The 25,662-nt window shown below is 60.2% G+C and carries 28 protein-coding genes and 5 tRNA genes; 23 read left to right on the top strand and 10 right to left on the bottom strand.

The features are described from left to right. The first annotated feature begins 29 nt into the window (after positions 1-29). From ribF to ispH, 5 genes are all read left to right on the top strand, one after another. A complete protein-coding gene (gene ribF / locus DYL61_RS05825) occupies positions 30-968 on the top strand; it encodes a bifunctional riboflavin kinase/FAD synthetase (RefSeq protein ID WP_167496637.1) in 939 nt (312 codons plus the stop codon). Positions 969-982: 14 nt separating this feature from the next. After that, positions 983-3,814, top strand: coding sequence for an isoleucine--tRNA ligase (gene ileS, locus DYL61_RS05820; protein WP_135307572.1), 2,832 nt, complete (start codon positions 983-985; stop codon positions 3,812-3,814). Next, entirely contained in the window at positions 3,807-4,316 is a 510-nt protein-coding gene (gene lspA, locus DYL61_RS05815) for a signal peptidase II (protein WP_135307571.1), read from the top strand. The genes ileS and lspA overlap by 8 nt, the downstream gene beginning before the upstream one ends. Before the next feature lie 7 nt (positions 4,317-4,323). Continuing rightward, a complete protein-coding gene (locus tag DYL61_RS05810; RefSeq protein ID WP_193559428.1) occupies positions 4,324-4,761 on the top strand; it encodes an FKBP-type peptidyl-prolyl cis-trans isomerase in 438 nt (145 codons plus the stop codon). A 193-nt stretch (positions 4,762-4,954) separates the two neighbouring features. Continuing rightward, positions 4,955-5,902, top strand: coding sequence for a 4-hydroxy-3-methylbut-2-enyl diphosphate reductase (gene ispH, locus DYL61_RS05805; RefSeq protein ID WP_135307569.1), 948 nt, complete (start codon positions 4,955-4,957; stop codon positions 5,900-5,902). Here the strand turns inward: ispH and DYL61_RS05800 are convergent. Then, a complete protein-coding gene (locus tag DYL61_RS05800) occupies positions 5,856-6,437 on the bottom strand; it encodes a GspH/FimT family pseudopilin (RefSeq protein WP_135307568.1) in 582 nt (193 codons plus the stop codon). The genes ispH and DYL61_RS05800 overlap by 47 nt on opposite strands. A gap of 194 nt (positions 6,438-6,631) precedes the next feature. On the opposite strand from DYL61_RS05800, the gene pilV reads away from it, so the two are divergent. From pilV to thiO, 5 genes are all read left to right on the top strand, one after another. Further along, complete coding sequence (gene pilV, locus DYL61_RS05795) at positions 6,632-7,090, top strand: type IV pilus modification protein PilV (RefSeq protein ID WP_135307567.1); 459 nt, start codon at positions 6,632-6,634, stop codon at positions 7,088-7,090. Continuing rightward, positions 7,087-7,791, top strand: a complete 705-nt coding sequence (locus DYL61_RS05790) for a PilW family protein (RefSeq protein ID WP_135307566.1) — start codon at positions 7,087-7,089, stop codon at positions 7,789-7,791. The genes pilV and DYL61_RS05790 overlap by 4 nt, the downstream gene beginning before the upstream one ends. 46 nt (positions 7,792-7,837) lie before the next feature. Then, positions 7,838-8,329, top strand: coding sequence for a pilus assembly PilX family protein (locus DYL61_RS05785; protein ID WP_135307565.1), 492 nt, complete (start codon positions 7,838-7,840; stop codon positions 8,327-8,329). Positions 8,330-8,341: 12 nt separating this feature from the next. Further along, a complete protein-coding gene (locus DYL61_RS05780; protein WP_135307564.1) occupies positions 8,342-8,743 on the top strand; it encodes a type IV pilin protein in 402 nt (133 codons plus the stop codon). Positions 8,744-8,805: 62 nt separating this feature from the next. Beyond that, a complete protein-coding gene (gene thiO / locus DYL61_RS05775) occupies positions 8,806-9,915 on the top strand; it encodes a glycine oxidase ThiO (protein ID WP_135307563.1) in 1,110 nt (369 codons plus the stop codon). Here the strand turns inward: thiO and DYL61_RS05770 are convergent. After that, the gene (locus DYL61_RS05770; protein WP_105697440.1) at positions 9,902-10,135 is read right to left on the bottom strand and encodes a PP0621 family protein; all 234 of its coding nucleotides are present in this window, start codon (positions 10,133-10,135) and stop codon (positions 9,902-9,904) included. The genes thiO and DYL61_RS05770 overlap by 14 nt on opposite strands. Before the next feature lie 128 nt (positions 10,136-10,263). Continuing rightward, positions 10,264-11,289 carry an outer membrane protein assembly factor BamD gene (locus tag DYL61_RS05765; protein ID WP_135307562.1) on the bottom strand — a complete coding sequence of 342 codons (1,026 nt, stop codon included), beginning with the start codon at positions 11,287-11,289 and terminating at the stop codon, positions 10,264-10,266. A gap of 149 nt (positions 11,290-11,438) precedes the next feature. Between DYL61_RS05765 and rluD the strand changes: the two genes are divergently transcribed. The 7 genes from rluD to DYL61_RS05730 all read left to right on the top strand — a co-directional run bounded on the left by rluD (position 11,439) and on the right by DYL61_RS05730 (position 16,536). Beyond that, a complete protein-coding gene (rluD, locus tag DYL61_RS05760) occupies positions 11,439-12,401 on the top strand; it encodes a 23S rRNA pseudouridine(1911/1915/1917) synthase RluD (RefSeq protein WP_105697438.1) in 963 nt (320 codons plus the stop codon). Beyond that, a complete protein-coding gene (gene pgeF / locus DYL61_RS05755; RefSeq protein WP_135307561.1) occupies positions 12,398-13,123 on the top strand; it encodes a peptidoglycan editing factor PgeF in 726 nt (241 codons plus the stop codon). Before rluD ends, pgeF begins: the two co-directional genes overlap by 4 nt. A gap of 130 nt (positions 13,124-13,253) precedes the next feature. Next, positions 13,254-15,818 carry an ATP-dependent chaperone ClpB gene (gene clpB / locus DYL61_RS05750; protein WP_135307560.1) on the top strand — a complete coding sequence of 855 codons (2,565 nt, stop codon included), beginning with the start codon at positions 13,254-13,256 and terminating at the stop codon, positions 15,816-15,818. Positions 15,819-16,122: 304 nt separating this feature from the next. Further along, a tRNA-Asn gene (locus DYL61_RS05745) sits at positions 16,123-16,198 on the top strand. Between the two features lie 9 nt (positions 16,199-16,207). Beyond that, a tRNA-Pro gene (locus DYL61_RS05740) sits at positions 16,208-16,284 on the top strand. 5 nt (positions 16,285-16,289) lie between these two features. Then, a tRNA-Lys gene (locus DYL61_RS05735) sits at positions 16,290-16,365 on the top strand. A 94-nt stretch (positions 16,366-16,459) separates the two neighbouring features. Then, positions 16,460-16,536, top strand: a tRNA-Pro gene (locus DYL61_RS05730). Between the two features lie 194 nt (positions 16,537-16,730). Here the strand turns inward: DYL61_RS05730 and DYL61_RS05725 are convergent. Genes DYL61_RS05725 through DYL61_RS05715 form a run of 3 tightly spaced genes read right to left on the bottom strand, consistent with a single transcriptional unit; the run spans position 16,731 to position 18,947 of the window. Continuing rightward, a complete protein-coding gene (locus DYL61_RS05725) occupies positions 16,731-18,029 on the bottom strand; it encodes an NAD(P)/FAD-dependent oxidoreductase (protein ID WP_135307559.1) in 1,299 nt (432 codons plus the stop codon). A 60-nt stretch (positions 18,030-18,089) separates the two neighbouring features. Further along, entirely contained in the window at positions 18,090-18,263 is a 174-nt protein-coding gene (locus DYL61_RS05720; protein WP_064450648.1) for a DUF3094 family protein, read from the bottom strand. A 54-nt stretch (positions 18,264-18,317) separates the two neighbouring features. After that, complete coding sequence (locus DYL61_RS05715) at positions 18,318-18,947, bottom strand: DUF1780 domain-containing protein (protein WP_105697434.1); 630 nt, start codon at positions 18,945-18,947, stop codon at positions 18,318-18,320. A 102-nt stretch (positions 18,948-19,049) separates the two neighbouring features. On the opposite strand from DYL61_RS05715, the gene DYL61_RS05710 reads away from it, so the two are divergent. Then, positions 19,050-19,739 (top strand): energy-coupling factor ABC transporter permease, encoded by a 690-nt coding sequence (locus DYL61_RS05710; RefSeq protein WP_135307558.1) that lies wholly within the window; start codon positions 19,050-19,052, stop codon positions 19,737-19,739. 66 nt (positions 19,740-19,805) lie between these two features. Next, positions 19,806-20,021, top strand: a complete 216-nt coding sequence (locus DYL61_RS05705) for a hypothetical protein (RefSeq protein WP_025856597.1) — start codon at positions 19,806-19,808, stop codon at positions 20,019-20,021. Here the strand turns inward: DYL61_RS05705 and yacG are convergent. From yacG to DYL61_RS05685, 4 genes are read right to left on the bottom strand one after another with little or no spacing between them, the layout of a single operon-like run. Further along, positions 20,018-20,218, bottom strand: coding sequence for a DNA gyrase inhibitor YacG (gene yacG, locus DYL61_RS05700; RefSeq protein WP_004372356.1), 201 nt, complete (start codon positions 20,216-20,218; stop codon positions 20,018-20,020). The two genes, DYL61_RS05705 and yacG, sit on opposite strands and share 4 nt — an antisense overlap. Continuing rightward, positions 20,215-20,838, bottom strand: a complete 624-nt coding sequence (coaE, locus tag DYL61_RS05695) for a dephospho-CoA kinase (protein WP_105697432.1) — start codon at positions 20,836-20,838, stop codon at positions 20,215-20,217. The genes yacG and coaE overlap by 4 nt, the downstream gene beginning before the upstream one ends. Beyond that, positions 20,835-21,701 carry a prepilin peptidase gene (locus DYL61_RS05690; RefSeq protein WP_135307557.1) on the bottom strand — a complete coding sequence of 289 codons (867 nt, stop codon included), beginning with the start codon at positions 21,699-21,701 and terminating at the stop codon, positions 20,835-20,837. The genes coaE and DYL61_RS05690 overlap by 4 nt, the downstream gene beginning before the upstream one ends. Next, the gene (locus tag DYL61_RS05685; RefSeq protein ID WP_135307556.1) at positions 21,698-22,906 is read right to left on the bottom strand and encodes a type II secretion system F family protein; all 1,209 of its coding nucleotides are present in this window, start codon (positions 22,904-22,906) and stop codon (positions 21,698-21,700) included. Before DYL61_RS05685 ends, DYL61_RS05690 begins: the two co-directional genes overlap by 4 nt. Positions 22,907-23,108: 202 nt before the next feature. Between DYL61_RS05685 and DYL61_RS05680 the strand changes: the two genes are divergently transcribed. The 4 genes from DYL61_RS05680 (at position 23,109) to DYL61_RS05665 (ending at position 25,553) form a co-directional block, all read left to right on the top strand. Then, positions 23,109-23,525, top strand: a complete 417-nt coding sequence (locus tag DYL61_RS05680; RefSeq protein WP_135307654.1) for a pilin — start codon at positions 23,109-23,111, stop codon at positions 23,523-23,525. Positions 23,526-23,560: 35 nt separating this feature from the next. Then, entirely contained in the window at positions 23,561-24,961 is a 1,401-nt protein-coding gene (locus DYL61_RS05675) for an O-antigen ligase family protein (protein WP_135307555.1), read from the top strand. A 48-nt stretch (positions 24,962-25,009) separates the two neighbouring features. Next, positions 25,010-25,082: transfer RNA gene (locus DYL61_RS05670), tRNA-Thr, on the top strand. A 165-nt stretch (positions 25,083-25,247) separates the two neighbouring features. Then, the gene (locus DYL61_RS05665; RefSeq protein WP_105697428.1) at positions 25,248-25,553 is read left to right on the top strand and encodes a DUF6388 family protein; all 306 of its coding nucleotides are present in this window, start codon (positions 25,248-25,250) and stop codon (positions 25,551-25,553) included. The last annotated feature ends 109 nt before the right edge of the window (positions 25,554-25,662 follow it).

The raw sequence follows: 25,662 nt of genomic DNA, 5'->3' as shown, positions 1-25,662 counted from the left end.
TCGACCACTTTATGAGCAAGAAGCGCGTTATGCAGCTGGTTCGAGGTCTCCACAACCTGCGCCCCCAGCATCGGGGCTGCGTCGCCACTATTGGCAACTTTGACGGTGTTCACCGTGGCCACCAGGCTATCCTGGCCCGGCTGCGCGAGCGTGCGGTCGAGTTGGGCGTGCCCAGCTGCGTGGTGATTTTTGAGCCACAGCCGCGGGAATACTTCACCCCCGAGACCGCGCCGGCGCGCCTGGCCCGCCTGCGGGACAAGCTGCAACTGCTGGCCGAAGAAGGCGTGGACCGCGTTCTCTGCCTGGCTTTCAACCAGCGTTTGCAAAGCCTCAGCGCCGCCGAGTTCGTCGACCGGATCCTGGTGGATGGCCTGGGCGTACAGCATTTGGAGGTCGGTGACGACTTCCGCTTTGGTTGCGACCGCGTAGGCGATTTCGATTTCCTGCAACACGCCGGCGTCAACCAGGGGTTTACCGTCGAAGCCGCGCAAACCGTCGAACTGGACGGCCTGCGTGTGAGCAGTACCCAGGTGCGTAACGCCCTGGCTGCTGCCGACTTCGCGTTGGCCGAGCGCTTGCTCGGTCGCCCGTTCCGCATCGCCGGGCGGGTATTGCACGGCCAGAAGCTGGCGCGCCAATTGGGCACGCCGACCGCCAACGTGCAACTCAAGCGCCGTCGTGTGCCGCTCACCGGGGTTTACCTGGTCAGCGTCGATATTGACGGCCAATCGTGGCCGGGAGTCGCCAACATAGGCGTCAGGCCCACGGTTGCAGGTGATGGCAAGGCCCACCTGGAAGTTCACCTTTTGGATTTTGCCGGTGATCTATATGACCGGCGTTTGACGGTGGTTTTCCACCAGAAGCTGCGTGAAGAGCAGCGTTTCGCCTCCCTTGAGGCGTTGAAAACGGCGATCAATGCGGATGTCGCCGCCGCCCGTGCACTAGCCGCACCTAGCGCCCATCGCTAACCGAAGAGCCTTAAATGACCGACTATAAAGCCACGCTAAACCTTCCGGACACCGCCTTCCCAATGAAGGCCGGCCTGCCACAGCGCGAACCGCAGATCCTGCAGCGCTGGGACAGTATTGGCCTGTACGGAAAGTTGCGCGAAATTGGCAAGGATCGTCCGAAATTCGTCCTGCACGACGGCCCTCCTTATGCCAACGGCACCATTCACATCGGTCATGCGCTGAACAAGATTCTCAAGGACATGATCCTGCGCTCGAAAACCCTGTCGGGCTTCGACGCACCGTACGTGCCGGGTTGGGACTGCCACGGCCTGCCAATCGAACACAAAGTCGAAGTGACCTACGGCAAGAACCTGGGCGCGGACAAAACCCGCGAACTGTGCCGTGCCTACGCCACCGAGCAGATCGAAGGGCAGAAGTCCGAATTCATCCGCCTGGGTGTGCTGGGTGAGTGGGACAACCCCTACAAAACCATGAACTTCAAGAACGAGGCCGGTGAAATCCGCGCCTTGGCCGAAATCGTCAAGGGCGGTTTCGTGTTCAAGGGCCTCAAGCCGGTGAACTGGTGCTTCGACTGCGGTTCGGCCCTGGCTGAAGCGGAAGTCGAGTACGAAGACAAGAAGTCCTCGACCATCGACGTGGCCTTCCCGATTGCCGACGACGCCAAGCTGGCCGAGGCGTTTGGCCTGGCATCGCTGGCCAAGCCCGCCGCCATCGTGATCTGGACCACCACCCCGTGGACCATCCCCGCCAACCAGGCGCTCAACGTGCACCCGGAATTCACCTACGCCCTGGTGGACGTGGGTGATCGCCTGCTGGTGCTGGCCGAGGAAATGGTTGAAGCCTGCCTGGCGCGCTATGAGCTGCAAGGTTCGGTGATCGCCACCAGTACCGGTAAGGCGCTGGAGCTGATCAACTTCCGTCACCCGTTCTATGACCGTCTGTCGCCGGTGTACCTGGCTGATTACGTCGAGCTGGGCTCGGGCACTGGCGTGGTTCACTCCGCGCCCGCCTACGGCGTGGACGACTTCGTGACCTGCAAAGCCTACGGCATGGTCAACGATGACATCCTCAATCCGGTGCAGAGCAATGGCGTTTACGCGCCGTCGCTGGAGTTCTTCGGCGGCCAGTTCATCTTCAAGGCCAACGAACCGATCATCGACAAATTGAAGGAAGTCGGTTCGCTGCTGCACACCGAAACCATCAAGCACAGCTACATGCACTGCTGGCGCCACAAGACCCCGCTGATCTACCGCGCCACCGCGCAGTGGTTTATCGGCATGGACAAAGAGCCAACCAGCGGCGACACCCTGCGTGTTCGCTCGCTCAAGGCCATCGAAGACACCAAGTTCGTCCCGGCCTGGGGCCAGGCGCGCCTGCACTCGATGATCGCCAACCGCCCGGACTGGTGCATCTCCCGCCAGCGTAACTGGGGCGTGCCGATCCCGTTCTTCCTGAACAAGGAAAGCGGCGAGCTGCACCCACGTACCGTCGAGCTGATGGAAATCGTGGCCCAGCGCGTTGAGCAGGAAGGTATCGAAGCCTGGTTCAAGCTGGACGCCGCCGAACTGCTGGGCGACGAAGCGCCGCAGTACGACAAGATCAGCGACACCCTCGATGTATGGTTCGACTCCGGCACCACGCATTGGCACGTCCTGCGCGGTTCGCATCCGATGGGCCACGAGAGCGGCCCGCGTGCCGACCTGTACCTGGAAGGTTCGGACCAACACCGTGGCTGGTTCCACTCGTCCCTGCTGACCGGTTGCGCCATCGACAATCACGCCCCTTACCGCGAACTGCTGACCCACGGCTTCACCGTCGACGAGACGGGTCGCAAGATGTCCAAGTCGCTGAAAAACGTGATCGAGCCGAAAAAGATCAACGACACCCTGGGCGCCGACATCATGCGTCTGTGGGTGGCGTCGACTGACTACTCGGGTGAAATCGCCGTCTCGGACCAGATCCTGGCCCGCAGCGCCGACGCCTACCGTCGTATCCGTAATACCGCGCGCTTCCTGCTGTCGAACCTGACCGGCTTCAACCCGGCCACCGACATCCTGCCGGCCGAAGACATGCTGGCGCTGGATCGTTGGGCCGTGGACCGTACCCTGTTGCTGCAACGTGAGTTGCAGGAAAACTACGGCGAATACCGCTTCTGGAACGTTTACTCGAAGATCCACAACTTCTGCGTGCAGGAATTGGGCGGCTTCTACCTCGACATCATCAAGGACCGCCAGTACACCACCGGCGCAAACAGCAAGGCACGCCGCTCGGCGCAGACCGCGCTGTACCACATCTCTGAGGCGCTGGTGCGCTGGATCGCACCGATCCTGGCCTTTACCGCCGACGAACTGTGGGAGTACCTGCCGGGCGAGCGTAACGAGTCCGTGATGCTCAACACCTGGTACGAAGGCCTGACCGAACTGCCGGCCGACTTCGAACTGGGCCGTGCGTATTGGGAAGGTGTGATGGCCGTGAAGGTTGCGGTGAACAAGGAGCTGGAAGTACAGCGTGCGGCCAAGGCCGTCGGTGGCAACCTGCAAGCCGAAGTCACCCTGTTCGCCGAGGACGGCCTGACCGCGGACCTGGCCAAGCTGAGCAACGAACTGCGCTTCGTGCTGATCACTTCCACCGCGAGCCTGGCGCCATTCGCCCAAGCCCCGGCAGATGCGGTCGCGACCGAAGTCCCAGGCCTGAAACTCAAGGTGGTCAAGTCGGCTTTCGCCAAGTGCGCCCGTTGCTGGCACTGCCGTGAAGATGTCGGTGTGAACCCTGAGCATCCGGAAATCTGCGGTCGTTGCGTCGACAACATCAGCGGTAGCGGTGAGGTTCGCCACTATGCCTAAAGCCAGTCGTTTCGGACGTCTGGGCTGGCTCGTACTGAGTTTGCTGGTCCTGGTCATCGACCAGGTCAGCAAGGCTCATTTCGAAGGCTCCCTGCAGATGTTCCAGCAGATCGTGGTGATCCCGGATTACTTCAGCTGGACCCTGGCCTACAACACTGGCGCCGCTTTCAGCTTTTTGGCTGACAGTGGCGGCTGGCAACGCTGGTTGTTTGCCCTGATCGCCGTGGTGGTCAGTGCGGTGCTGGTGGTGTGGCTCAAGCGTTTGGGTCGCGATGACACCTGGCTGGCGATCGCCTTGGCACTGGTGTTGGGCGGCGCGTTGGGCAACCTGTACGACCGCATTGCCCTGGGCCATGTGATCGACTTTATTCTGGTGCATTGGCAGAACCGCTGGTACTTCCCGGCGTTCAACTTTGCCGACAGCGCCATCACCGTCGGTGCAATCATGCTGGCGTTGGATATGTTCAAAAGTAAGAAAACCGGAGAGACCGTCAATGACTGATCAGGTATTGGCTGAGCAACGCATCGGCCAGAACACGGAAGTCACCTTGCATTTCGCACTGCGCCTGGAGAATGGCGACACGGTCGACAGCACGTTCGACAAAGCCCCGGCCACGTTTAAAGTGGGCGACGGCAACCTGCTGCCGGGTTTCGAAGCGGCCCTGTTCGGCTTCAAGGCCGGCGACAAGCGCACCCTGCAGATCCTGCCGGAAAACGCCTTTGGCCAGCCCAACCCGCAAAACGTGCAGATCATCCCGCGTTCGCAGTTCGAAGGCATGGACCTGTCGGAAGGCCTGTTGGTGATCTTCAATGATGCGGCGAATACCGAGCTGCCAGGCGTGGTGAAAACCTTCGATGACACCCAAGTGACCATCGACTTCAACCACCCGTTGGCCGGTAAAACCTTGACCTTTGACGTTGAAATCATTGACGTTAAAGCAATCTGATCAGCACACCACGAATTAATGGCTGGTGTGGCTTATGTGGGAGGGGGCTTGCCCCCGATAGCGGTGGATCAGTCATCAATTTTTTGACTGATCCACCGCTATCGGGGGCAAGCCCCCTCCCACCTTTGATCTTCATTTTCAGTTGGGTTAGCGTCACACCTGACCCAAATTGCTGCAAGACACGAGGCACAGCATGCAAATCAAACTCGCCAACCCCCGTGGCTTCTGCGCCGGTGTGGACCGGGCGATCGAAATCGTCAACCGCGCCCTGGAAGTCTTCGGGCCGCCGATTTACGTGCGCCATGAAGTTGTCCACAACAAGTTCGTGGTCGAAGACCTGCGCGCTCGCGGCGCTATCTTTGTCGAAGAACTCGACCAGGTGCCGGACGACGTCATCGTTATCTTCAGCGCCCACGGTGTTTCCCAGGCAGTGCGTACCGAAGCGGCAGGCCGTGGCCTGAAAGTCTTCGACGCGACCTGCCCGTTGGTGACCAAGGTGCATATCGAAGTCGCGCGCTATAGCCGTGACGGCCGCGAGTGCATCCTGATCGGCCACGCCGGGCACCCGGAAGTCGAAGGCACCATGGGCCAATACGACGCCAGCAATGGCGGCGCGATCTACCTGGTGGAAGATGAAAAAGACGTCGCCAACCTGCAGGTGCACAACCCCGAGCGCCTGGCATTCGTGACCCAGACCACCTTGTCCATGGACGACACCAGCCGCGTGATCGATGCGCTGCGCACGCGTTTCCCGGCCATCGGCGGGCCGCGCAAGGATGATATCTGCTACGCCACGCAAAACCGCCAGGATGCGGTCAAGCAACTGGCCGATGAATGCGATGTGGTTCTGGTGGTCGGCAGCCCCAACAGCTCCAACTCCAACCGTTTGCGTGAGCTGGCTGAACGCATGGCCACACCGGCGTACCTGATCGACGGCGCTGAAGATATGCAGCGCAGCTGGTTCGATGGTGTCGAGCGTATCGGTATCACCGCCGGCGCCTCGGCTCCAGAAGTCCTGGTGCGTGGCGTGATCCAGCAACTGCACGCCTGGGGCGCCACGGGGGCCGAAGAGCTGGCCGGTCGTGAAGAGAACATCACCTTCTCGATGCCCAAGGAACTGCGGGTTCGCTCACTGCTCTGAGTGCCAGGGTGCCGGGTTGACCCCGGCACAGTGCCTGCTCGGCCTTGTCGCTGCGCAGGCTGATGCGCCCGCTGGGCGCCAGCACCACCTGATGCAGGCTTTGAGCGTGTTCCGTGGCGCATATATGCACGGTGCCGGCTCGGAATCCCCCGCCTGAAAACACTGGTTCACCCAAGCCGCTGAAGCGAACCTGGCTCTTGACTGGCCCGTTGCCGACAATCGAAACGCGGCCACTGGCTTGCCGCTCCAGCAGCACGGGGTTGTCATCATCCAGATGGCCACGCCCGCTCAAATCCAGGACGACGCGCCAGCCCTGGCTCCAATCCTCCCCCAATGCATAAATGACCACCGGCCGATTGCGGGTGATGGCCTCCATGCGCGCCAAACGTAGGCCTTGCGCAAGCGAGTGCGCTGCATTTTGTCGTTGTTGTGAGTCCAGCAGGCTCATGAAACTGGGCACTGCCAGGCTCGCCAACAGGCCGCTCACGATGAGCCCGAGCAAGAGTTCGATCAGGGTAAAACCGAGTTGTTTCATGGGCCATCCCTCCATAGATCCCGGCACAGACATAGGTATAGCGCCCGGCCCGTGGCGTTGAATGATGGCCTTTATGTCCAAAGTATTTCCCTTTGTTCCGGGAGCAGCGCAGGTGAAAAACCGACGCTAGTCTTGGGCCGCACAGCAGGATTTTCCTGCTTTTTCTTTGGCCTTCGACACGGATGACGACGGTAATGCTGGCTTGTCTCACTACATGTTCTCCCATTGCTTTGTCTCGGGGCCAAACCGGCATGACGCTGATCGAAGTGCTGGTGGCCGTGCTGATTCTTGCCGTTGGCCTGATGGGCGCAGCGGTGATTCAGCTCAATGCGCTCACTTACACCGACAGTTCCAGGATGGCCAGCCAGGCGAGTTTTATCGCCTACGACATGCTGGACCGGATTCGTGCCAATGCGGGGGCGGATTACGCTTGGGGCCGAGCCGACCGCGCCCCGGCAAGCTCGGCAAACGCCAGCGTGCGTGACCTGGACTTGCACGACTTCGAGGCCAATATCCTCGGTTTTGCCGGGGAGAGCGCCAGGGGTTCGGTGCAAATCAGTGCAGGCGAGGCGACCGTCAGTATCAGTTGGAGTGACCGCCGGGGCGCCAGGGAGACCTTCACGTTGAGCAGTCGCTTGGAGGCGGTGCAATGAGGTGCGATGCGCGAGGTTTCAGTCTGCTGGAGTTGTTGCTCGCCATGGCTCTTGGCCTGGTGCTGATGCTCGGGGTCAGTCAAGTGACGATCAGCTCGCGAGCGACCCATTTAAGCCAGCAGGCGGCAATGGCGCTGCAGGATGATGCGCGCTTTGCCCTTGGCAAGATGATCCGGGATATCCGCCAGGCTGGCATGTTTGGCTGCCAGGCGACGGCCTTTATCGACAATGCCCCCGTGGTATTTGACCAGCCCGTGAGCTGGAGCGATGGAGGCAGTTCAAAAGCATTGACGTTGGTAACGGCTGACGCCGACGGCGGGGGCAGGCCTGATTGGACAGTGCTGTCCGACTGCTTGAGAGTCGCCCAGGCCTACGCTGGGCATTCACCTGTGCCAGCCCCTGGGCAGCTACGTTTTGCAATACGCCAGCTGACTTACACCTTCGAATCGGGCCAGTTGAAGCTCAGTACGCCTGCCACTCCCGCCAAAACGGTGTTGCTGGATAACGTGCAGGCGTTCGATATCAGTTTTGGCGTGGCGGCCACGTCGACATCAGCCGCCGTGGTGCGCTACGACACCAGCCCGGCCGATGGGGCTTTGATACGCACTGTGCGTATCAAGATGACCTTGCAGGATCCGGACAGGCGGGTCAGGGACCAAACCTACAGCGTCGTCGCGGCGTTGCGAAACCGTTTGGGGTAGGGCGGCCATGGTAGTTATCAAGACAGATTCCATGGGGCAGGCGGGCATGGTCCTGCTGATCAGCCTTGTGTTCTTACTGTTGTTATCGCTGATGGGGCTGTCATCAATGCAAGGTGCTTTTACCCAGCAAAAAATGGCCGGCAGCCTCTGGCATGGGAACCAGTCATTTCAAAGTGCCGAGAGCGGTCTGAGGCAGGGGGAGACGAGTGTGCGGCGTACATCTGCAGCGTTGCCATTGTGCCCGTCGATGATTGCCTGCGCGCCGCCGGCTGAGGCATTTACGGTGATGGGCGCCGGGGTGAATCCAGTTTCAGGTATTGCATGGGTTGGGCTTAAGGGCGGTCTCTACGCTATTCAGTCTCTGGGGCCAGCCTTGGGGCTGGTCAATTCACCCGTTCAAACCCCGGCCATGTTGTACCGGGTGACGTCGGTGGGGCTGAGTGGTCAGTCGCGTACGGTCTTGGAAAGTCTGTACGCGCAGGTGGAGGCAGAGGGCGGCGTGCGGTTTCGACGCGTGGCATGGCGACAACTTCAATAAGGAGCAATGGGAATGGGCAAGGAATGCCAGGGCTTTACCCTGATCGAGTTACTGATCGCCGTGGCGATTATTGCGCTGTTGGCCGGGATCGCTTACCCCGGATACATCGCTCACATGAAAAAGGTCTATCGCACGGAAATTGTCGGGCTGCTGACCGAGCAGGCTCAGGTGCTGGAGCGCTTTTATACGAGGAACGGCACTTTTATTGATGCAGGCGGCGTCAGCGCGGGCAATGATCGCTATAGAATCACCGCAGCATTGAACCCCCAGGATTTTCATCTGCTGGCCTCGCCGGTCGTCGAGTCGGTGATGGCCGGTGATCCTTGCGGCGAATTCAGCCTCACCAGCGCCGGCGCGCGGGCCAACCCAGGTGCTGCACCTGACGTGTCGCGCAAGCTGTGCTGGGGGCAATGATGAGAGTGCTGGACGACTGGGCGCCGGGTGCGCTTGTTCCTATTTTTCGGCTGGATCAAATGATGGCAGAGCAACAGCAGGTAGTGATTGTCGGTGGCGGGGTCATCGGCTTGTTGACGGCGTTCAACCTGGCCTCTCGGGGGCAGACAGTTGCCTTGCTGGAGCGCGCAGGGCTGGGGCAGGAGTCATCCTGGGCTGGCGGTGGCATTGTTTCGCCGCTGTATCCGTGGCGCTACAGCCCGGCGGTCACTGCGTTGGCCCATTGGTCCCAGGATTTTTACCCGCAATTGGCGGCGCGCTTGTTTGCGGCCACGGGTGTCGATCCCGAGGTTCACACTACCGGGCTGTATTGGCTGGACCTGGATGATGAAGCCGAAGCACTGGCCTGGGCTGCCCGTGAAGGCCGGCCGCTGAGCAAGGTGGATGTCTCGGCCGCCCATGACGCGGTGCCGGTGCTGGGCGGCGGTTACTCCCAAGCGATCTACATGGCCAATGTGGCCAATGTGCGCAATCCTCGTCTGGTCAAATCCCTCAAGGCGGCACTGTTGGCGTTGCCAGGCGTGACGATTCACGAGCAGTGCCAAGTGACCGGGTTCGTCCTGGAGGGCGACCGTGTGGTGGGGGTGAATACGTCGCAAGGATCGATCCGCGGTGATCAGGTCGTGTTGGCGGCGGGGGCCTGGAGTGGTGAGTTGCTCGGTACGTTGGGCCTGGCACTGCCGGTGGAGCCGGTTAAAGGCCAGATGATCCTGTACAAATGCGCTTCAGACTTTTTGTCGAGCATGGTGCTGGCGAAGGGACGTTATGCGATTCCCCGGCGTGACGGACACATCCTGATCGGTAGCACCCTGGAACATGAGGGCTTCGACAAGACGCCTACCGAATCTGCGCTGGAAAGCCTCAAGGCCTCGGCGGTAGAGTTGATTCCCGCCCTGGCTGATGCCGAAGTGGTGGGGCATTGGGCTGGTTTGCGGCCGGGCTCACCGGAGGGCATTCCCTATATTGGCGAAGTACCCGGTTATAAAGGCCTTTGGCTCAATTGCGGGCATTACCGCAATGGCCTGGTGCTTGCGCCAGCGTCCTGCCAGCTGTTTGCAGACCTATTGCTGGGGCAGGCGCCGATTATCGACCCTACACCTTATGCGCCCGAAGGTCGGATCAACGCTGGATAGACTTCGGCCCCTGCTCCAGGTGCGCCTGGGTGCAGTACCACTCCTGGCGTGAGCTCAAGGCGCGATCCTGCGGCAGATGCACGCCGCAGTGGGCGCAACGCACCATCAACGCGGCGCCGGGCTCGCTGGTGCGTTGCTGCTTGGCGGCCGGGCTTTTGAATTTGCGCCAAAACCATACCGCAGCGGCAATAACAGCAATCCAGAACAGTAGACGAACCATGAGGGTGAGCTTCTCGACAAGGAATGCGCCAGTTTAGCCAAGGACATTGCAGGCGCACAGCGCAATAATGCTTGCCCACAAAAAAGGGAGCCCCGAGGGGCTCCCTTTTTGCGTTGCACCGACAGATATCAGTCGAACACACCGAAGGTCATGTAGCTGAACCACGAGCGGTCCTGGTTGTTGCCCAGGGCTTGCGGCTCTTCTTCTTCGATCACGTCGCCGTTCTCGTCGTGCGGCTTGAGGTCCGAAGGGATGGCGTCTTTCGCGTCCTGGAACTGCTTGATCACGTCCTGGTTCGCGCGGGTTTCACCCGGCGGCAGCGGTGGACGGGATTCGATCAGGCCCAAGGTGTACTTGCTCAGCCACGAGCGGTTGTCCGCTTCGGCGACCTGAGGTACGAACTGGCCGTCTTTCAGGCTTGGGTGATCCGGGTAGTTGAGTTTCAGGGTTTCCAGGCTGGTGGCGGCCAGCTCGTCCAGGTGCAGACGCTGGTAAGCCTCGGTCATCACGGCCAGGCCGTCACCCACGGAAGGGGTTTCCTGGAAGTTTTCAACTACATAGCGGCCACGGTTGGCGGCGGCGACGTAGGCCTGACGGGTCAGGTAGTAGTCAGCCACGTGGATCTCGTAGGAGGCCAGCAGGTTGCGCAGGTAGATCATGCGCTGCTTGGCGTCCGGCGCGTAGCGGCTGTTGGGGTAGCGGCTGGTCAGCTGGGCGAACTCGTTGTAGGAGTCGCGGGCAGCACCCGGGTCACGCTTGGTCATGTCCAGCGGCAGGAAGCGCGCCAGCAGGCCAACGTCCTGGTCGAACGAGGTCAGGCCCTTCATATAGTAGGCGTAGTCCACGTTCGGGTGTTGCGGGTGCAGGCGGATAAAACGCTCGGCGGCAGACTTGGCGGCTTCCGGCTCGGCGTTCTTGTAGTTGGCGTAGATCAACTCAAGTTGGGCCTGGTCGGCGTAGCGGCCGAACGGATAACGCGACTCCAGGGCCTTCAGCTTCGCTGTGGCGCTGGTGAAGCTATTATTGTCCAAGTCTTTCTGAGCCTGTTGGTACAACTCGACTTCGCTCAGGTTTTCGTCGACGACTTCCTTTGTTGACGAGCAAGCAGCAGTCATGGCGAGGATGGCGATCAGCAGCAGGTGTTTCACTTGCATGGCGGCTTGCGTCCCTATGACGGCCGCTGTCTTGGGCGGGGCCGTCCTGTTATGATGAGCGCCCCGTTGAAAGCCACGGGGCAAAAGACGCCGTATTTAACCACAAGCGCGCAGCCGAAACCAAAGGCTGTGCCACGCCTAGTCTGAGCATGTCCGATAAAATTGAACTTCGCGCAGAGGTGCCGTCCGAATTGGGCGGCCAACGCCTCGATCAAGTCGCCGCACAATTATTCGCTGAGCACTCGCGCTCGCGCCTTTCCGCCTGGATCAAAGACGGCCGCCTGACTGTGGATGGAGCGGTTATCCGCCCGCGAGACATAGTCCATGGTGGTGCGATTCTTGAGCTGACTGCCGAGCAGGAAGCCCAGGGAGAATGGGTCGCCCAGGACATCGAGCTGGACATCGTCTATGAAGACGACGACATCCTGGTCATCAACAAACCCGCAGGCCTGGTGGTTCACCCGGCGGCCGGGCACGCTGATGGCACCTTGCTCAATGCCTTGCTGCACCACGTGCCGGACATCATCAATGTGCCGCGCTGCGGCATCGTGCACCGTCTGGATAAGGACACCACCGGCTTGATGGTGGTGGCCAAGACCATTCAGGCGCAGACGCAGTTGGTCACACAACTGCAGAGCCGCAGCGTCAGCCGGATCTACGAGTGCATCGTGATCGGCGTCGTGGTGGCGGGTGGCAAGATCAACGCCCCAATCGGTCGCCACGGCCAGCAACGCCAGCGTATGGCGGTGATGGAAGGCGGCAAGCAGGCGGTGAGCCACTACCGTGTGCTCGAGCGTTTCCGCTCCCACACCCACGTGCGGGTCAAGCTGGAAACCGGCCGTACCCACCAGATTCGCGTGCACATGGCCCACATCAACTTCCCGTTGGTCGGCGATCCGGCCTACGGTGGACGCTTCCGCATTCCGCCGGCGGCTAGCGCGACCATGGTTGAATCGCTGAAGAATTTCCCGCGCCAGGCACTGCATGCACGTTTCCTGGAACTGGATCATCCGACGAGCGGTAAGCGGATGAGCTGGGAATCGCCACTGCCGGACGATCTGGTCTGGTTGTTGTCGCTGCTCAAGCAGGATCGCGAGGCGTTTATCGGATGAGTGACTGGCTGATTCCTGACTGGCCTGCGCCGGCTCAGGTCAAAGCCTGCGTCACCACCCGTGCGGGCGGCGTCAGCCTGGCGCCGTTCGACAGCCTCAACCTGGGCGATCATGTCGAGGACAGCCTGGAGGCTGTCCTTGAGAATCGCCGCCGTCTTAGTGATGCTTTCACTATTCAACCGGCCTGGTTGCGCCAGGTCCACGGTGTGACCGTGGTCGAGGCTGATCCAGGCCGAACGGCCGAAGCCGATGGCAGTTGGACCAGTACCCCCGGCATCGCCTGTACGTCCATGACCGCCGATTGCTTGCCAGCACTGTTTTGTAACCGTGCCGGCACCCGCGTCGCCGCCGCTCATGCCGGTTGGCGTGGGTTGGCGGCTGGCGTGCTGGAAGCCGCTTATGAAAGCCTGGACGCCGAGCCTGCCGATGTTCTGGTGTGGCTGGGCCCGGCCATTGGCCCGCAAGCCTTTGAAGTCGGCCCGGAAGTGCGTGAAGCCTTTATGCAGCAACTGCCGGCCAGCGCCGAAGCCTTCGTGCCAAGCCGCAATCCCGGCAAGTTCATGGCTGACATCTATAAGCTGGCGCGTCTGCGCCTGGCCGCACGGGGTGTCACCGCGGTGTATGGTGGCGGTTTCTGCACCGTGACCGACCCGCGCTTCTTTTCTTACCGCCGCAGCCCTCGCACGGGTCGGTTCGCCTCCCTTATCTGGCTTGAGCGCTAGACTCTTCTGACCTGCGTCAACTGTCCGACGCTTGAAACTCCCAGAATCCACCCCATCTATAAGGGTATCTGGCAGGTTTCTCTATTCAGGAAGTTTTATAGCTCCGGCCTGCTCAAAAGGAAGGTGACTAATGCGTATTGATCGTTTAACCAGCAAATTGCAGTTGGCGTTATCTGACTCCCAATCATTGGCGGTGGGCCTCGACCACCCGGCCATTGAGCCTGCGCACTTGATGCAGGCACTCCTGGAACAGCAAGGTGGTTCTATCAAGCCCTTGCTGATGCAGGTGGGCTTTGACGTCAATAGCCTGCGCAAGGAGTTGAGCAAAGAGCTCGACCAACTGCCGAAAATCCAAAATCCGACCGGCGACGTGAATATGTCCCAGGACCTGGCGCGCCTGCTCAACCAAGCAGACCGTCTGGCCCAGCAAAAGGGCGACCAGTTCATCTCCAGCGAACTGGTGCTGCTCGCCGCGATGGACGAAAACAGCAAGCTCGGCAAGTTGTTGCTGGGCCAGGGCGTGAGCAAGAAAGCCCTGGAGAACGCCATCAACAACCTGCGTGGCGGCGATGCGGTGAACGACCCCAACCATGAGGAGTCGCGCCAAGCCCTGGATAAGTACACCGTCGACCTGACCAAGCGCGCCGAAGACGGCAAACTTGACCCGGTGATCGGCCGTGACGACGAAATTCGTCGCACCATCCAGGTATTGCAACGTCGCACCAAGAACAACCCGGTGCTGATCGGTGAGCCTGGCGTGGGTAAAACCGCGATTGCCGAAGGCTTGGCCCAGCGCATCATCAATGGTGAAGTGCCGGACGGCCTTAAAGGCAAGCGCCTGCTGTCCTTGGACATGGGGGCGTTGATCGCCGGTGCCAAGTTCCGTGGTGAGTTCGAAGAGCGTCTGAAATCCCTGCTGACCGAACTGTCGAAGCAGGAAGGGCAGATCATTCTGTTTATCGACGAGCTGCACACCATGGTCGGCGCCGGTAAAGGCGAAGGCTCCATGGATGCGGGCAACATGCTCAAGCCAGCATTGGCGCGGGGTGAATTGCACTGCGTCGGTGCCACTACGCTCAACGAGTATCGCCAGTACATTGAAAAGGACGCGGCCCTTGAACGTCGCTTCCAGAAAGTGCTGGTGGAAGAACCGAGCGAAGAAGACACCATCGCGATCCTGCGTGGCCTGAAAGAGCGTTATGAGGTCCACCATAAGGTGGCGATCACTGACGGCGCGATCATTGCTGCGGCCAAATTGAGCCATCGCTATATCACCGACCGGCAGTTGCCCGACAAGGCCATCGACCTGATCGACGAGGCAGCCAGCCGCATTCGCATGGAGATCGACTCCAAGCCGGAAGTGCTCGACCGTCTGGATCGGCGCCTGATCCAACTGAAAGTTGAATCCCAGGCCCTGAAGAAAGAAGAAGACGACGCGGCGAAGAAACGCCTGGAAAAACTCCAGGAAGAAATCGTCCGCTTGGAACGCGAGTATTCGGACCTGGAAGAAATCTGGACCTCGGAAAAAGCCGAAGTGCAGGGCTCTGCGCAGATCCAGCAAAAGATCGAGCAGTCTCGCCAGGAATTGGAAGCGGCACGCCGTAAAGGCGACCTGAACCGCATGGCCGAGTTGCAGTACGGGGTGATCCCGGACCTGGAGCGCAGCCTGCAAATGGTCGACCAGCATGGCAAACCCGAGAACCAATTGCTGCGCAGCAAGGTGACCGAGGAGGAAATCGCCGAAGTCGTCTCGAAGTGGACCGGCATTCCGGTGTCGAAAATGCTCGAAGGTGAGCGCGACAAACTGCTGAAAATGGAAAGCCTGTTGCACGAACGTGTGATCGGTCAGGAAGAGGCCGTGGTGGCGGTGTCCAACGCGGTACGGCGTTCGCGGGCCGGTTTGTCCGACCCGAACCGTCCAAGCGGCTCGTTTATGTTCCTCGGCCCGACCGGTGTAGGTAAGACCGAGCTGTGCAAGGCCTTGGCCGAGTTCCTCTTTGATACTGAAGAGGCCATGGTGCGGATCGATATGTCCGAGTTCATGGAGAAACACTCGGTGGCACGCCTGATCGGTGCACCACCAGGCTATGTGGGCTACGAAGAGGGCGGTTACCTGACCGAAGCCGTGCGGCGTAAGCCTTACTCGGTGATCCTGTTGGATGAGGTCGAGAAGGCGCACCCGGATGTGTTCAACATCCTGTTGCAAGTGCTGGAAGATGGCCGCCTGACGGACAGCCACGGGCGTACCGTGGACTTCCGCAACACGGTGATCGTGATGACCTCCAACCTGGGCTCCGCACAGATCCAGGAGCTGGTAGGGGACCGTGAAGGCCAGCGCGCTGCTGTAATGGATGCGCTGACCAGTCACTTCCGTCCGGAGTTCATCAACCGGGTCGACGAAGTGGTGATCTTCGAGCCTCTGGCACGGGATCAGATCGCGGGCATCACCGAGATCCAGTTGGGTCGCCTGCGTGGCCGCCTGGCCGAGCGCGAGCTGGACCTGGTGTTGAGCAGCGAGGCGTTGGACAAGCTGATCGCGGTCGGTTACGACCCAGTGTATGGCGCACGGCCTCTGAAACGTGCGATCCAGCGCTGGATCGAGAACCCGCTGGCGCAGTTGATCCTGTCGGGCAGCTTTATGCCGGGCACCAGCGTCGAAGCGACGGTGGAGAACGACGAAATCGTCTTCCACTAAGGCCTGCCAGAGGCGCAATAAAAGAAGGCCCCGCATTGCGGGGCCTTTTTTTTTCGATAGGGCGTTGAACTGTAAGGAAAAGGCTTGTAAAGTGCGCCCCGCAACAACGTCAGCCCACGGGTTTCTTCTCCCCAAGAAGAAATCAGAAACAAGCGCAAATCATTGTCTTAAAAGCAATTTAAAGGGTTGACAGGGGTTTTTAAGATTGTAGAATAGCGCGCCTCAGACATGACAACGTAGCGATACGGAAGACTCGAAGAGAAGGTTGCATCGCAGTAGAAGTTGTACATTTGAAATATGTAGTTCCGTGATAGCTCAGTCGGTAGAGCAAATGACTGTTAATCATTGGGTCCCAGGTTCGAGTCCTGGTCACGGAGCCAATTTCAAATCGGGGTATAGCGCAGTCCGGTAGCGCGCCTGCTTTGGGAGCAGGATGTCGGGAGTTCGAATCCCCCTACCCCGACCATATTTGGGTCGTTAGCTCAGTTGGTAGAGCAGTTGGCTTTTAACCAATTGGTCGTAGGTTCGAATCCCACACGACCCACCATTTTTGAGACCAGTTCAGGCTGGAATCGAATCTTAAGATCAGAGGCCAAAAGCGCTGATCGAAGAAGGCGACTGAAAGGTCGCCTTTTTTTTACCGGGGTATAGCGCAGTCCGGTAGCGCGCCTGCTTTGGGAGCAGGATGTCGGGAGTTCGAATCCCCCTACCCCGACCATATTAAAAATCCTCGTATCGAAAGATACGGGGATTTTTTTTGTCTGTGAAAAACTCCCAATCCACTGGAGATCAAATGTGGGAGGGGGCTTGCCCCCGATGACGGTGTATCAGTGGTATATGATTCCACTGACCCACCGCTATCGGGAGCAAGCCCCCTCCCACATTGATTGAGTTTCTCCAGGGACGATGCTGTTAGTGCAGCTTGAGACGCGGCTCAGTCCCGCGCCCAATCTTGCTGCCCAGCATCAGCATGGCCGTACGGAAAAACCCATACAGCGCCATCTGGTGCATGCGGTACAACGACACATAAAACATCCGCGCCAGCCATCCCTCCAGCATCACGCTGCCGGTCAGGTTACCCATTAAGTTACCCACAGCGGAAAAACGCGACAACGAAATCAGCGAGCCATAGTCGGTGTACTTGTAGCTCGGCAGGTCCTTGCCCTCGATACGCAGCTTCAACGATTTTGCCAACAACGAAGCCTGCTGGTGAGCCGCCTGGGCCCGTGGCGGCACGTTGCGGTCGGTGCCCGGTTGCGGGCAGGCGGCGCAGTCGCCAAAGGCGAAGATGTTTTCATCGCGGGTGGTTTGCAGCGTCGGCAACACCTGCAATTGGTTGATGCGGTTGGTTTCCAGGCCGTCGATGTCCTTGAGGAAGCCCGGTGCACGGATCCCGGCGGCCCATACCTTGAGGCTGGCGGGAATCACCTGGCCACTGCTGGTGATCAACGCGTCGGCTGTCACTTCGCTGACGGCCGAGTTGGTCAGTACCGTCACCCCAAGTTTCTCCAGGGTTTTATGCACAGGCCCGCCGATACGTTCCGGCAGGGCAGGGAGCACCCGTGGGCCGGCCTCAATCAGGGTGATGTGCATGTTTTCCGGCTTGATGCGGTCCAGGCCGTAAGCTGCGAGCTCATGGGCGGCGTTATGCAGCTCTGCCGCCAGCTCAACGCCGGTGGCACCTGCGCCGACGATGGCGACGCTGATCTTTTCTTCTACATCGGTCTGCCCGGCGTGGGCGCGCAGGTAGTGGTTGAGCAACTGCTGGTGGAAGCGCTCGGCCTGTTTGCGCGTATCGAGGAACAGACAGTGTTGCGCCGCGCCCTCGGTGCCGAAGTCGTTGGTAGTACTGCCGACTGCGATCACCAGGCTGTCGTAGCCCAGCACGCGCGCGGGCACCAGTTCGCGGCCTTCTTCATCGAGGGTGGCAGCCAGTTGGATTTTCTTCTGTTCACGGTCGAGCCCGCTCATGCGCCCCAGTTGGAACTCGAAGTGGTTCCATTTGGCTTGGGCGACATAATTGAGTTCGTCTTCCGAAGAGTTCAGCGAACCGGCGGCCACTTCGTGCAGCAGGGGCTTCCAGATATGGGTCAGGTTGGCGTCCACCAGCGTGATGCTGGCAGTGCCGCGCTTGCCCAGAGTCTTACCCAGGCGGGTAGCCAACTCCAGGCCGCCGGCGCCGCCGCCGACGATAATAATACGATGGGTCATGGGGATATCTCGCAAGGCTAAAAGAAATCGGAGCAGTTACCCTCGCGAGCGCCAGGCAGCTCATAGCGTCAGGTAACTCAAAAGGCGGCTCAGCAGACCAAGGCCGATCACGGCAACAAGCACCACGCCAAGGAGCAGCCACGGCCGGAAAGGCTTGCGCTCGACTCGGTTTTGGGAGAGTTGCAGGTACTCTTCGACATGCTGTTGGTCATCGGGGTTCAGGCGGCTGGTCATAAAGGCCTCGTCAGGTAGACGTTGCAAAAGGGCGCCACGTTACAGTCCGGGGGATCAGAGGCTGATGCCCACGTCGAATACTATGCTGCGGCCCAGGTTGTTGCGCAAGAAATCCGGCGCATCCGGATGGGCGAACAGCACCCGTGCAAAGGTCGGCCCCACCAGTGACAGCGAGCGCCAGCCTTGGCGCAGGTATTCCGTCGGGGGTGGAAAATGACTGTTGAGGTCGAGCACTTCGCGCTTGAGGCTGGTGAACGCGACGAGGTCCAGTTCGCCCAGGTCCATCCCGCGCTCTTTATAGTTGTGCGCTTTTTTGCGCAATGTGGGGGCCAGGCGCAGCAGGAATTCATGGGCCGGGATGCGTCGCGGCTTGGCTTCGCGCCGCACCAGTTGGCTCAGGGAAAAAGCGCTGCGTCGGCGCATCAGCTCATCGCGCCATTCGTCGTTCAGGCGCCGGCCTTCATCCAGCACGAAAAACACCTCGAAACTGGCATCGCGAAACAGCACGTCCGGCGGCTCTTGCCCGGCGGCGTGAAACTCTTCGGCACGGTAGGGCACATTCAAGCCTTGCAGCAGGCGCTGGCAGACCCAACGCTCGCGCTCCCATTTGCGGGCATTGGACAGGAACGCGTTGGCTTGTTCGGCCGCTACGGTGAGTAGGCGCAGGTAATCTGAGTCATCCATGTCACCAGCTTAGCGTTCAAATCATGACCGTAGGAAGTTCCGTTGAGAAAGGTCGGTGTAGACTGGCTGTCCGATTGATCAACCAACAGGGAGAGTGCCACCGTGATCAGTGCCGCAGTGCTGGCGCCGTCAACCCTCGGCATCGGATGGCTGTTGTATGTGCCGCTGGTGCTGTGGGCGACCCTGCGTTCGCCGTGGGTGGAGTTGTTCGCCGACCGGCGTCGCCAGCATTTATTGTTCGGCACGGTATTCGCGTTGTTCATGCTATGGCTGGTGCGGCGAGATTTTGATACCGGGGTTTCCTATCACTTTATCGGCATGACCGCCGTAACCCTGCTGTTGGACTGGCCCCTGGCAATTGTCGGGGGCTTCGCTGCCCAGTTGGGTTTGATGCTGTTGGGTCGCCAGGACTTGGCCGCGCTCGGCGTCAACGGCCTGTTGCTGATTGGGCTGCCGGTGCTGGTGACCGAAGCCTGTGCGCTGGTGGTGGAGCGTGCGCAACCGCGCAATCCGTTCATCTATATCTTCTGTTCCGGTTTTTTTGCCGCGGCATTGTCTGCGCTGCTGTGCCTGTTATTTGGGCTGGGACTGCTGTGGTTCGACGGGCGCTTTGCTATGCCGGAGTGGCTGGAAGATTTTGTCGGCTACCTATGGCTGATCATCTTCCCGGAAGCCTTTATCAACGGCATGGTGATCAGTGCCCTGGTGGTGTTTTGCCCGGAATGGCTGGAGACGTTCAACCGTACCCGATATCTGTCGGCGCCCTGGAAGGACGACGATTCGCAGCGTTGATCCAGATCAAATCCCGGGCGGGCGTGCAGGTCCATGCTCTGCGAAATTTTCCAGGAGCGCGGCATCATGAGTGTGTACGAGTGGGCACGGCAGGAGTTACGCAGAAGCCAGGACGCAGCGCAGGAAATCGGTTTCGACCCGGGTTTGACCTTGCGCGCCATGCTCAGCGCCGTGGTGCAGCAAAGCAAGGGCGTGCGCACCTTTGAAGACCTGGCCGACGAGCTGCAATACCTTGCAGAGAACCTCGACGACCAGCAGGAATACGCCTTTATGCGGCCTTAATGGCGCGGCGTCAGGTCTTCGGAAAATAGTTCGTCTTCGGCATCCGGGGCCACCGGAATCTTGTGTTCTTCCGCCGCCCAGGCGCCCAGGTCGATGAGTTTGCAACGGTCCGAGCAGAACGGCCGGTTGAGGTTGGTCGCTTTCCATTCCACGGGTGCACCGCAGGTTGGGCAGTCGACGGTCAAGGGTTGGCTCATGATCGGCCTCCACGCAAAGTAAGGTAAAAGTGGTGCAGTCGCTCGACCTCGCTGTGCAACCAGGCGAGGTCTCTGTCATTGACCAGCACATCATCGGCATGTTTCAGACGGTCTTCGCGGCTGGACTGGGCCTTGAGAATCGCCTGCACCTGCTGCTCGTTGATGCCGTCGCGCTGCAGGGTACGCTGAATCTGCAAGGATTGCGGCACGTCGATCACCAGAATGCGCTGGGTCATGCTGTACTGGCCGGACTCGATCAGCAGCGGTGACACCAGGATCGCGTAAGGCGAGCGCGCCCGCGCCAGGTGGCTGCGAATCTCCTCGCCAATCAGCGGGTGCAGCAGGGCTTCCAGCCAGCGGCGCTCATCGGGGACCTCAAAGATCAGTTTACGCAACGCGGCGCGGTCGAGCTGGCCGTCGGGCTGTAGCACGCCATCGCCAAAGTGTTCGGCAATACGGGCCAGGGCCGGCCGGCCAGGCTCCACCACCCAGCGGGCAGCATGATCGGCGTCCACCAGGTCGATGCCCAGGTCGATAAAGTGCTGGGCCGCCGCGCTTTTACCGCTGCCGATGCCGCCGGTGAGGCCAAGAATCCAGGGTGTTGCAACAGAAGTGGTCATCTGAAACCGACAGACTGCAAATAGAAGTCGGTTATTTGACCACCCCAGAGCAATGCAATCCAGCCGGCAATGGCCAGATACGGACCAAATGGCATGGGTGTCGATGCGTGGGTCTTGCGCACACGCATCAGGACCAACCCGACAATCACGCCCACCAGCGACGCCATCAGCAGTGTCATCGGCAGAATCTGCCAGCCGCCCCATGCCCCCAGTAATGCCATCAGCTTGAAGTCGCCGTGGCCCATGCCGTCCTTGCCGGTGAGCAATTTGAACAACCAGAACACGCTCCACAGGCTCATATAGCCGATCACCGCGCCCCACAGGGCGTCAGGCAATGTGGTCAGCAAGCCGAATCCATTGACGATCAGCCCCAGCCACAGCAAAGGCAGCACCAGCACATCGGGTAGCAATTGGTGATCGGCATCGATCAAGCTCATCGCCAGCAAGCCCCAACTCAGCAGTATGACTGCTCCCGCTTGCCAGCCGAACCCGAAGTGCCAGGCCACGAACGCAGTGATCAGCCCACAGGCCAGTTCCGTGAGCGGATAGCGGGCGCTGATCGGCCCCTTGCAATGGGCGCAGCGGCCCCGAAGCACCAGATAACTGAGCAGCGGGATATTTTCCCAGGGACGGATCGGATGATTGCAGTGCGGACAGCGGGAGTTGGGGTGCATCAGGTTGTAGGTCGGCCCGGCGGGTTCTGCCGGTAAGCCGAGCACTTCATGGGCCTGGGCGCGCCATTCGCGTTCGAGCATCTTTGGCAGGCGCCACACCAGCACATTGAGGAAGCTGCCGACGATCAACCCCAGCACCAACGCCAGCCAGACAAACGCCTGCGGATGTTCACTCAACAGCAGGCTCACAATGCACTCCCCAACTGAAATACCGGCAGGTACATGGCGATCACCAATGCGCCGACAATACCCCCCAACACCACCATGATCAGTGGTTCCATCAGACTGGTGAGGTTGTCGACCTGGTTATCCACATCGGTCTCGAAATGGTTGGCGACTTTTTCCAGCATGCGGTCAAGGGTGCCTGACTCCTCACCAATCGCCGTCATCTGGATCGCCATGCCCGGGAACAGGCCACTGCTGGCCATGGATTGATTCAACGGCATGCCGGTAGATACATCGTGACGCATATGCTCGATTGCCTGTTTGAACGGTGCGTTGCCCGCGGCCCCCGCCGCCGAGTCCAACGCCTGCACCAGCGGCACACCGGCGGCGAAAGTCGTGGACAGCGTGCGGGCGAAGCGGGCCACGCAAGAATGTCTCAGCAGTTTGCCTGCCAGGGGCGCTTTCAACAAACCTGCATCCAGCCAATGGCGAAAGCGGGGGTGAGTCTTGTAGGCCTGCCGCAGCCCCATGGCACCTATGCCCAGGCCAAACCCCAACACCCACCAGGCCTTTTGCATGAACGCCGACAAGGCGATGACGTGCAGGGTGAACTCGGGCAGTGTGCTGTCGACCCCGTCAAACAGGCTCTGAAATTGCGGTACGACATGGATCAAGAGAATGCTGGTGACAATGCCTGCAACCAACAGGACCGCAATCGGGTAAGTCATGGCCTTCTTGATCCTGGCCTTGAGCTGTTCGCTCTTTTCCCTGTGGATTGCCACACGCTCCAGCAGCGTTTCAAGCGCTCCGGACTGTTCGCCGGCGGCCACCAGGTTGCAATACAGCTCATCGAAATGCCGCGAGTGTTTGCGCAGCGCGTCTGCCAGGGCAAGACCGCTGGCGATCTCTTGTTTCAGCCCTTGCACCAGCTCACGGAGCGGGCGGCTGTCGACACCTTCGCTGATAATGTCGAAGGCCTGCAACAGCGGCACCCCGGCCCGCAACAGTGTGGCCAATTGTCGAGTGAACAGCGTGATATCCGTCGTTTTGATCGGGCGGGTGAGGCTCGGCAGCGCGGGATACTGCTTGCGAACCCGGTCGGGGCTGATGCCTTGCTGGCGCAGTTGTGCCTTGATCAAGGCGGGGTTGTGCCCCCTGATTTGCCCTGCCACTCGGCGCCCGTTGCGGTTGATGCCTTCCCAGGCGTAGATCGTTGAAGCGTTGTCCATGTCGTGGTTCTGCACAGAGATCGTCGAAGATTTATAGCTTAGTCAGGTGACGGATTCGGGCAGGCCGATGGCGGTGGTTAAAATGTCAGAATGTGCGTCTTGCAGGCGCCTGGCTGCGTGCGGATGAGTACACTGGCGCCGCGGCACAACACGGGGCGCAGGATGCGCCTTGTCATGAGTTCTATCCTGGAGAGTGAATGTGATACGTCAAAAAGGTTTTACCCTGATCGAGCTGTTGATCGTCGTGGCAATCATCGGCATCTTGGCCACCATCGGCCTGCCGATGTACACCACACACCAGGCCAAGGCCAAGTTCACCGCCGGCCTGGCTGAAATCACGGCGTTGAAGGCCGGGTATGAGTCCACCATCAACCAAGGCACGGTGCCGACCCTGGAATTGATCGGCGGCACCAGCAAGACCACCGCCAATTGCGCTATCGACGTCACCGGCGACGTGGCCACCGGCGCGGGCACCATCAGTTGCGAAATCCTCGACGCTCCCGCGCCGGTGCTGAACAAGATCATCACCCTGACGCGCAGCGCCACCACCGGCTGGAAATGCACCACGACAGCTGAAGAAAAATATGTCGCCAAGGGATGCGGCGTCGACGGGGCATAACTGCTACACCTTTCACATGGACGCAGAGGTGGTCGATGGCGTTAACCGTACAGCAGCGCGGCAGTATTTTCCTGGCAGTAACGGCTTGTTTGCTGGTCATTGGCGTATGTGCACCGTTCAGCGGGCACGACGTGCAGCGAGTGATGCAGATTGCCATTGGGCTTTGCGCGGTGCTGTATGGGCTGTCGGTTGCTCCTGTCGAGCGCTTGGTGGACCGGGCTACCGCCCTGGGTCTGGTGCTGATCATCGTGCTGGGGCTGGTGTCCTCGTTATTGGCGCACCAGCCGCTCTGGGCCTTCACCGAAGTGGCGCTGTTTATCAGTTGTGGAGCCATCGCGGTGGCCTTCGCCTTGTTTCGGCGTCGTGGCGGTGAACGTCTGGACCGGACCCTGATCCTAGTCGTGACGGCGCTGTGCCTGATCAAATCGACGCAATATCTGTACGCGGCGGGGCTTGCGTTCAGCAGTGGCGAGCCGACGCTGGACACCGACCTATTGTTATCGAGTTTTTCCAATAAACGGTTTTACGGCCAGTTCCAGACATTCACCCTGCCGTTGTTGGCACTGCCTTTATTGATCCCGACTGTTTCCCGCCCCTTCAAGGGCTTGGTGTTCACGCTGCTGTGTGTCTGGTGGTTGATCGCCATCAGCGGCGGCACGCGCGGTACCTGGCTCGGAATGGGCATCGCGGGCGTGATACTGGCGGTCATTGGGCCCTGGGGCCGGCGTTGGGTGGGTTGGCAACTGGCGGCGTTAGGCGGTGGGCTGATGCTGTATTGGCTCATGTTTACCGTGTTGGCGGACCATCTGGGCATTGAGGTTGTCAGCGCTGCCAGCGATCGCCTCACCACTTCATTGTCGGGCCGTGGGCCGATCTGGTGGCAGGCGTGGCACATGATCGTCGAGCGCCCTTGGCTGGGCTTCGGGCCTATGCACTTTGCCGATATTGCCAACAAGATTGCCGCTCACCCGCATCAAGCCATCCTGCAATGGGCCAGCGAATGGGGCGTGCCTTCGGCGTTGTGCGTGGCGGTTTTGGCGTGGCGGGGTGGCTGGGCCACGGTCGGAGAGCTGCGCGACGGGGCGGTGTCCAGTGAGCGCGTGGACCTGCTGCGGTTATGCTTGTTCGCGGCGTTGATCGGTGCGCTGGTGCAAGCGATGGTCGACGGCGTCATTGTGATGCCCAATTCCCAGGTGTGGTTGGCGTTGGTTGTGGGCTGGCTGATGGCACTGCATGTAGGGCGAACCCCGGCGTCGGCTGCGCTGCCGTTGGCTTGGGGCGCATGGAAAACGTTGAGTGTGATAGCCGTTGGTCTGCTGATCGTTATCGCAGTTCGTGATGTCCCACATATCGCGCAAGCCCAGCAGCAGTACCTCGACACCCATGACAACTTGCTGCAGCCGCGCTTTTGGGCCCAGGGCGTGATTGCCCGCTAAAGCCCGCAAGTTGCCGGACGCCCCATGCGGTGCTAGCTTTAGCCCACCGCCCGTGTAGCTCAGTTGGTAGAGCAGCGCACTCGTAACGCGAAGGTCGCAGGTTCGATTCCTGTCTCGGGCAAAAAGGCAGCACTGTTTCAAAGGCAATGCTTCAAAGGCAATGTTTTCAGATGATCCCAAGAATGGTTCTGAAGGCCAGACGTGCCGGCATTCGTGCCTGCTCTTTTGTATCTGCGCAACCTGATGTCCCAGATGCATCCCCATTCCTCGATCCAAAGAGAACAACATGACCACGACTGAAATGACCCAGGAAGTTCGGCATCAAGCAGCCCTCGAAAAATACCTCGAGGAATCGCCGCAGCTTAAAGAAGAGATCAAAGACCTGAGCGCTGATGATCAGCGTGACCAGATCCAGTGGGCATTTGAGGACGAGGCCGAGAGCCAGGGCTACCAGCCTTGGGAGCTGACCCTCAAGTACACCTCGACAGCGGAAGAATTCGAAGCCGCACGCCTGGCCTTGCACAAAGAGGCAGCCGAGGTGCTGGGTGTCGAGTGGGACGAATATTGCGAGATGAATGATCTCGTCGTCTGATGTAGTGAGCGGGCTTGCCCCGCGCTGGGGGGCGGAGCCGCCCCAAATCCATACACCTCGGTCCAACTGACACACCACGGCGCCTGGTTTTAGGGCGGCTTCGCCCCCC

Source organism: Pseudomonas nabeulensis, assembly GCF_004682045.1.
In the GTDB taxonomy this organism is placed as follows: domain Bacteria; phylum Pseudomonadota; class Gammaproteobacteria; order Pseudomonadales; family Pseudomonadaceae; genus Aquipseudomonas; species Aquipseudomonas nabeulensis.
Note: the sequence above shows the minus strand (reverse complement) of the source record. Positions and strands in the feature narration are given on the sequence as shown.

What these genes read in the sequence shown, in the direction of transcription:
- DYL61_RS05715 (WP_105697434.1), bottom strand. Translation starts at nt 18,947, where the DNA reads ATGGATGACTCAGATTACCTGCGCCTACTCACCGTAGCGGCCGAACAA.
- DYL61_RS05720 (WP_064450648.1), bottom strand. Translation starts at nt 18,263, where the DNA reads ATGACCAGCCGCCTGAACCCCGATGACCAACAGCATGTCGAAGAGTAC.
- DYL61_RS05705 (WP_025856597.1), top strand. Translation starts at nt 19,806, where the DNA reads ATGAGTGTGTACGAGTGGGCACGGCAGGAGTTACGCAGAAGCCAGGAC.
- DYL61_RS05725 (WP_135307559.1), bottom strand. Translation starts at nt 18,029, where the DNA reads ATGACCCATCGTATTATTATCGTCGGCGGCGGCGCCGGCGGCCTGGAG.
- DYL61_RS05800 (WP_135307568.1), bottom strand. Translation starts at nt 6,437, where the DNA reads ATGAAACAACTCGGTTTTACCCTGATCGAACTCTTGCTCGGGCTCATC.
- thiO (WP_135307563.1), top strand. Translation starts at nt 8,806, where the DNA reads ATGGCAGAGCAACAGCAGGTAGTGATTGTCGGTGGCGGGGTCATCGGC.
- DYL61_RS05685 (WP_135307556.1), bottom strand. Translation starts at nt 22,906, where the DNA reads ATGGACAACGCTTCAACGATCTACGCCTGGGAAGGCATCAACCGCAAC.
- clpB (WP_135307560.1), top strand. Translation starts at nt 13,254, where the DNA reads ATGCGTATTGATCGTTTAACCAGCAAATTGCAGTTGGCGTTATCTGAC.
- DYL61_RS05790 (WP_135307566.1), top strand. Translation starts at nt 7,087, where the DNA reads ATGAGGTGCGATGCGCGAGGTTTCAGTCTGCTGGAGTTGTTGCTCGCC.
- DYL61_RS05770 (WP_105697440.1), bottom strand. Translation starts at nt 10,135, where the DNA reads ATGGTTCGTCTACTGTTCTGGATTGCTGTTATTGCCGCTGCGGTATGG.
- DYL61_RS05780 (WP_135307564.1), top strand. Translation starts at nt 8,342, where the DNA reads ATGGGCAAGGAATGCCAGGGCTTTACCCTGATCGAGTTACTGATCGCC.
- pilV (WP_135307567.1), top strand. Translation starts at nt 6,632, where the DNA reads ATGCTGGCTTGTCTCACTACATGTTCTCCCATTGCTTTGTCTCGGGGC.
- yacG (WP_004372356.1), bottom strand. Translation starts at nt 20,218, where the DNA reads ATGAGCCAACCCTTGACCGTCGACTGCCCAACCTGCGGTGCACCCGTG.
- pgeF (WP_135307561.1), top strand. Translation starts at nt 12,398, where the DNA reads ATGAGTGACTGGCTGATTCCTGACTGGCCTGCGCCGGCTCAGGTCAAA.
- ileS (WP_135307572.1), top strand. Translation starts at nt 983, where the DNA reads ATGACCGACTATAAAGCCACGCTAAACCTTCCGGACACCGCCTTCCCA.
- ribF (WP_167496637.1), top strand. Translation starts at nt 30, where the DNA reads ATGCAGCTGGTTCGAGGTCTCCACAACCTGCGCCCCCAGCATCGGGGC.
- lspA (WP_135307571.1), top strand. Translation starts at nt 3,807, where the DNA reads ATGCCTAAAGCCAGTCGTTTCGGACGTCTGGGCTGGCTCGTACTGAGT.
- DYL61_RS05765 (WP_135307562.1), bottom strand. Translation starts at nt 11,289, where the DNA reads ATGCAAGTGAAACACCTGCTGCTGATCGCCATCCTCGCCATGACTGCT.
- coaE (WP_105697432.1), bottom strand. Translation starts at nt 20,838, where the DNA reads ATGACCACTTCTGTTGCAACACCCTGGATTCTTGGCCTCACCGGCGGC.
- rluD (WP_105697438.1), top strand. Translation starts at nt 11,439, where the DNA reads ATGTCCGATAAAATTGAACTTCGCGCAGAGGTGCCGTCCGAATTGGGC.
- DYL61_RS05785 (WP_135307565.1), top strand. Translation starts at nt 7,838, where the DNA reads ATGGTCCTGCTGATCAGCCTTGTGTTCTTACTGTTGTTATCGCTGATG.
- DYL61_RS05675 (WP_135307555.1), top strand. Translation starts at nt 23,561, where the DNA reads ATGGCGTTAACCGTACAGCAGCGCGGCAGTATTTTCCTGGCAGTAACG.
- DYL61_RS05665 (WP_105697428.1), top strand. Translation starts at nt 25,248, where the DNA reads ATGACCACGACTGAAATGACCCAGGAAGTTCGGCATCAAGCAGCCCTC.
- ispH (WP_135307569.1), top strand. Translation starts at nt 4,955, where the DNA reads ATGCAAATCAAACTCGCCAACCCCCGTGGCTTCTGCGCCGGTGTGGAC.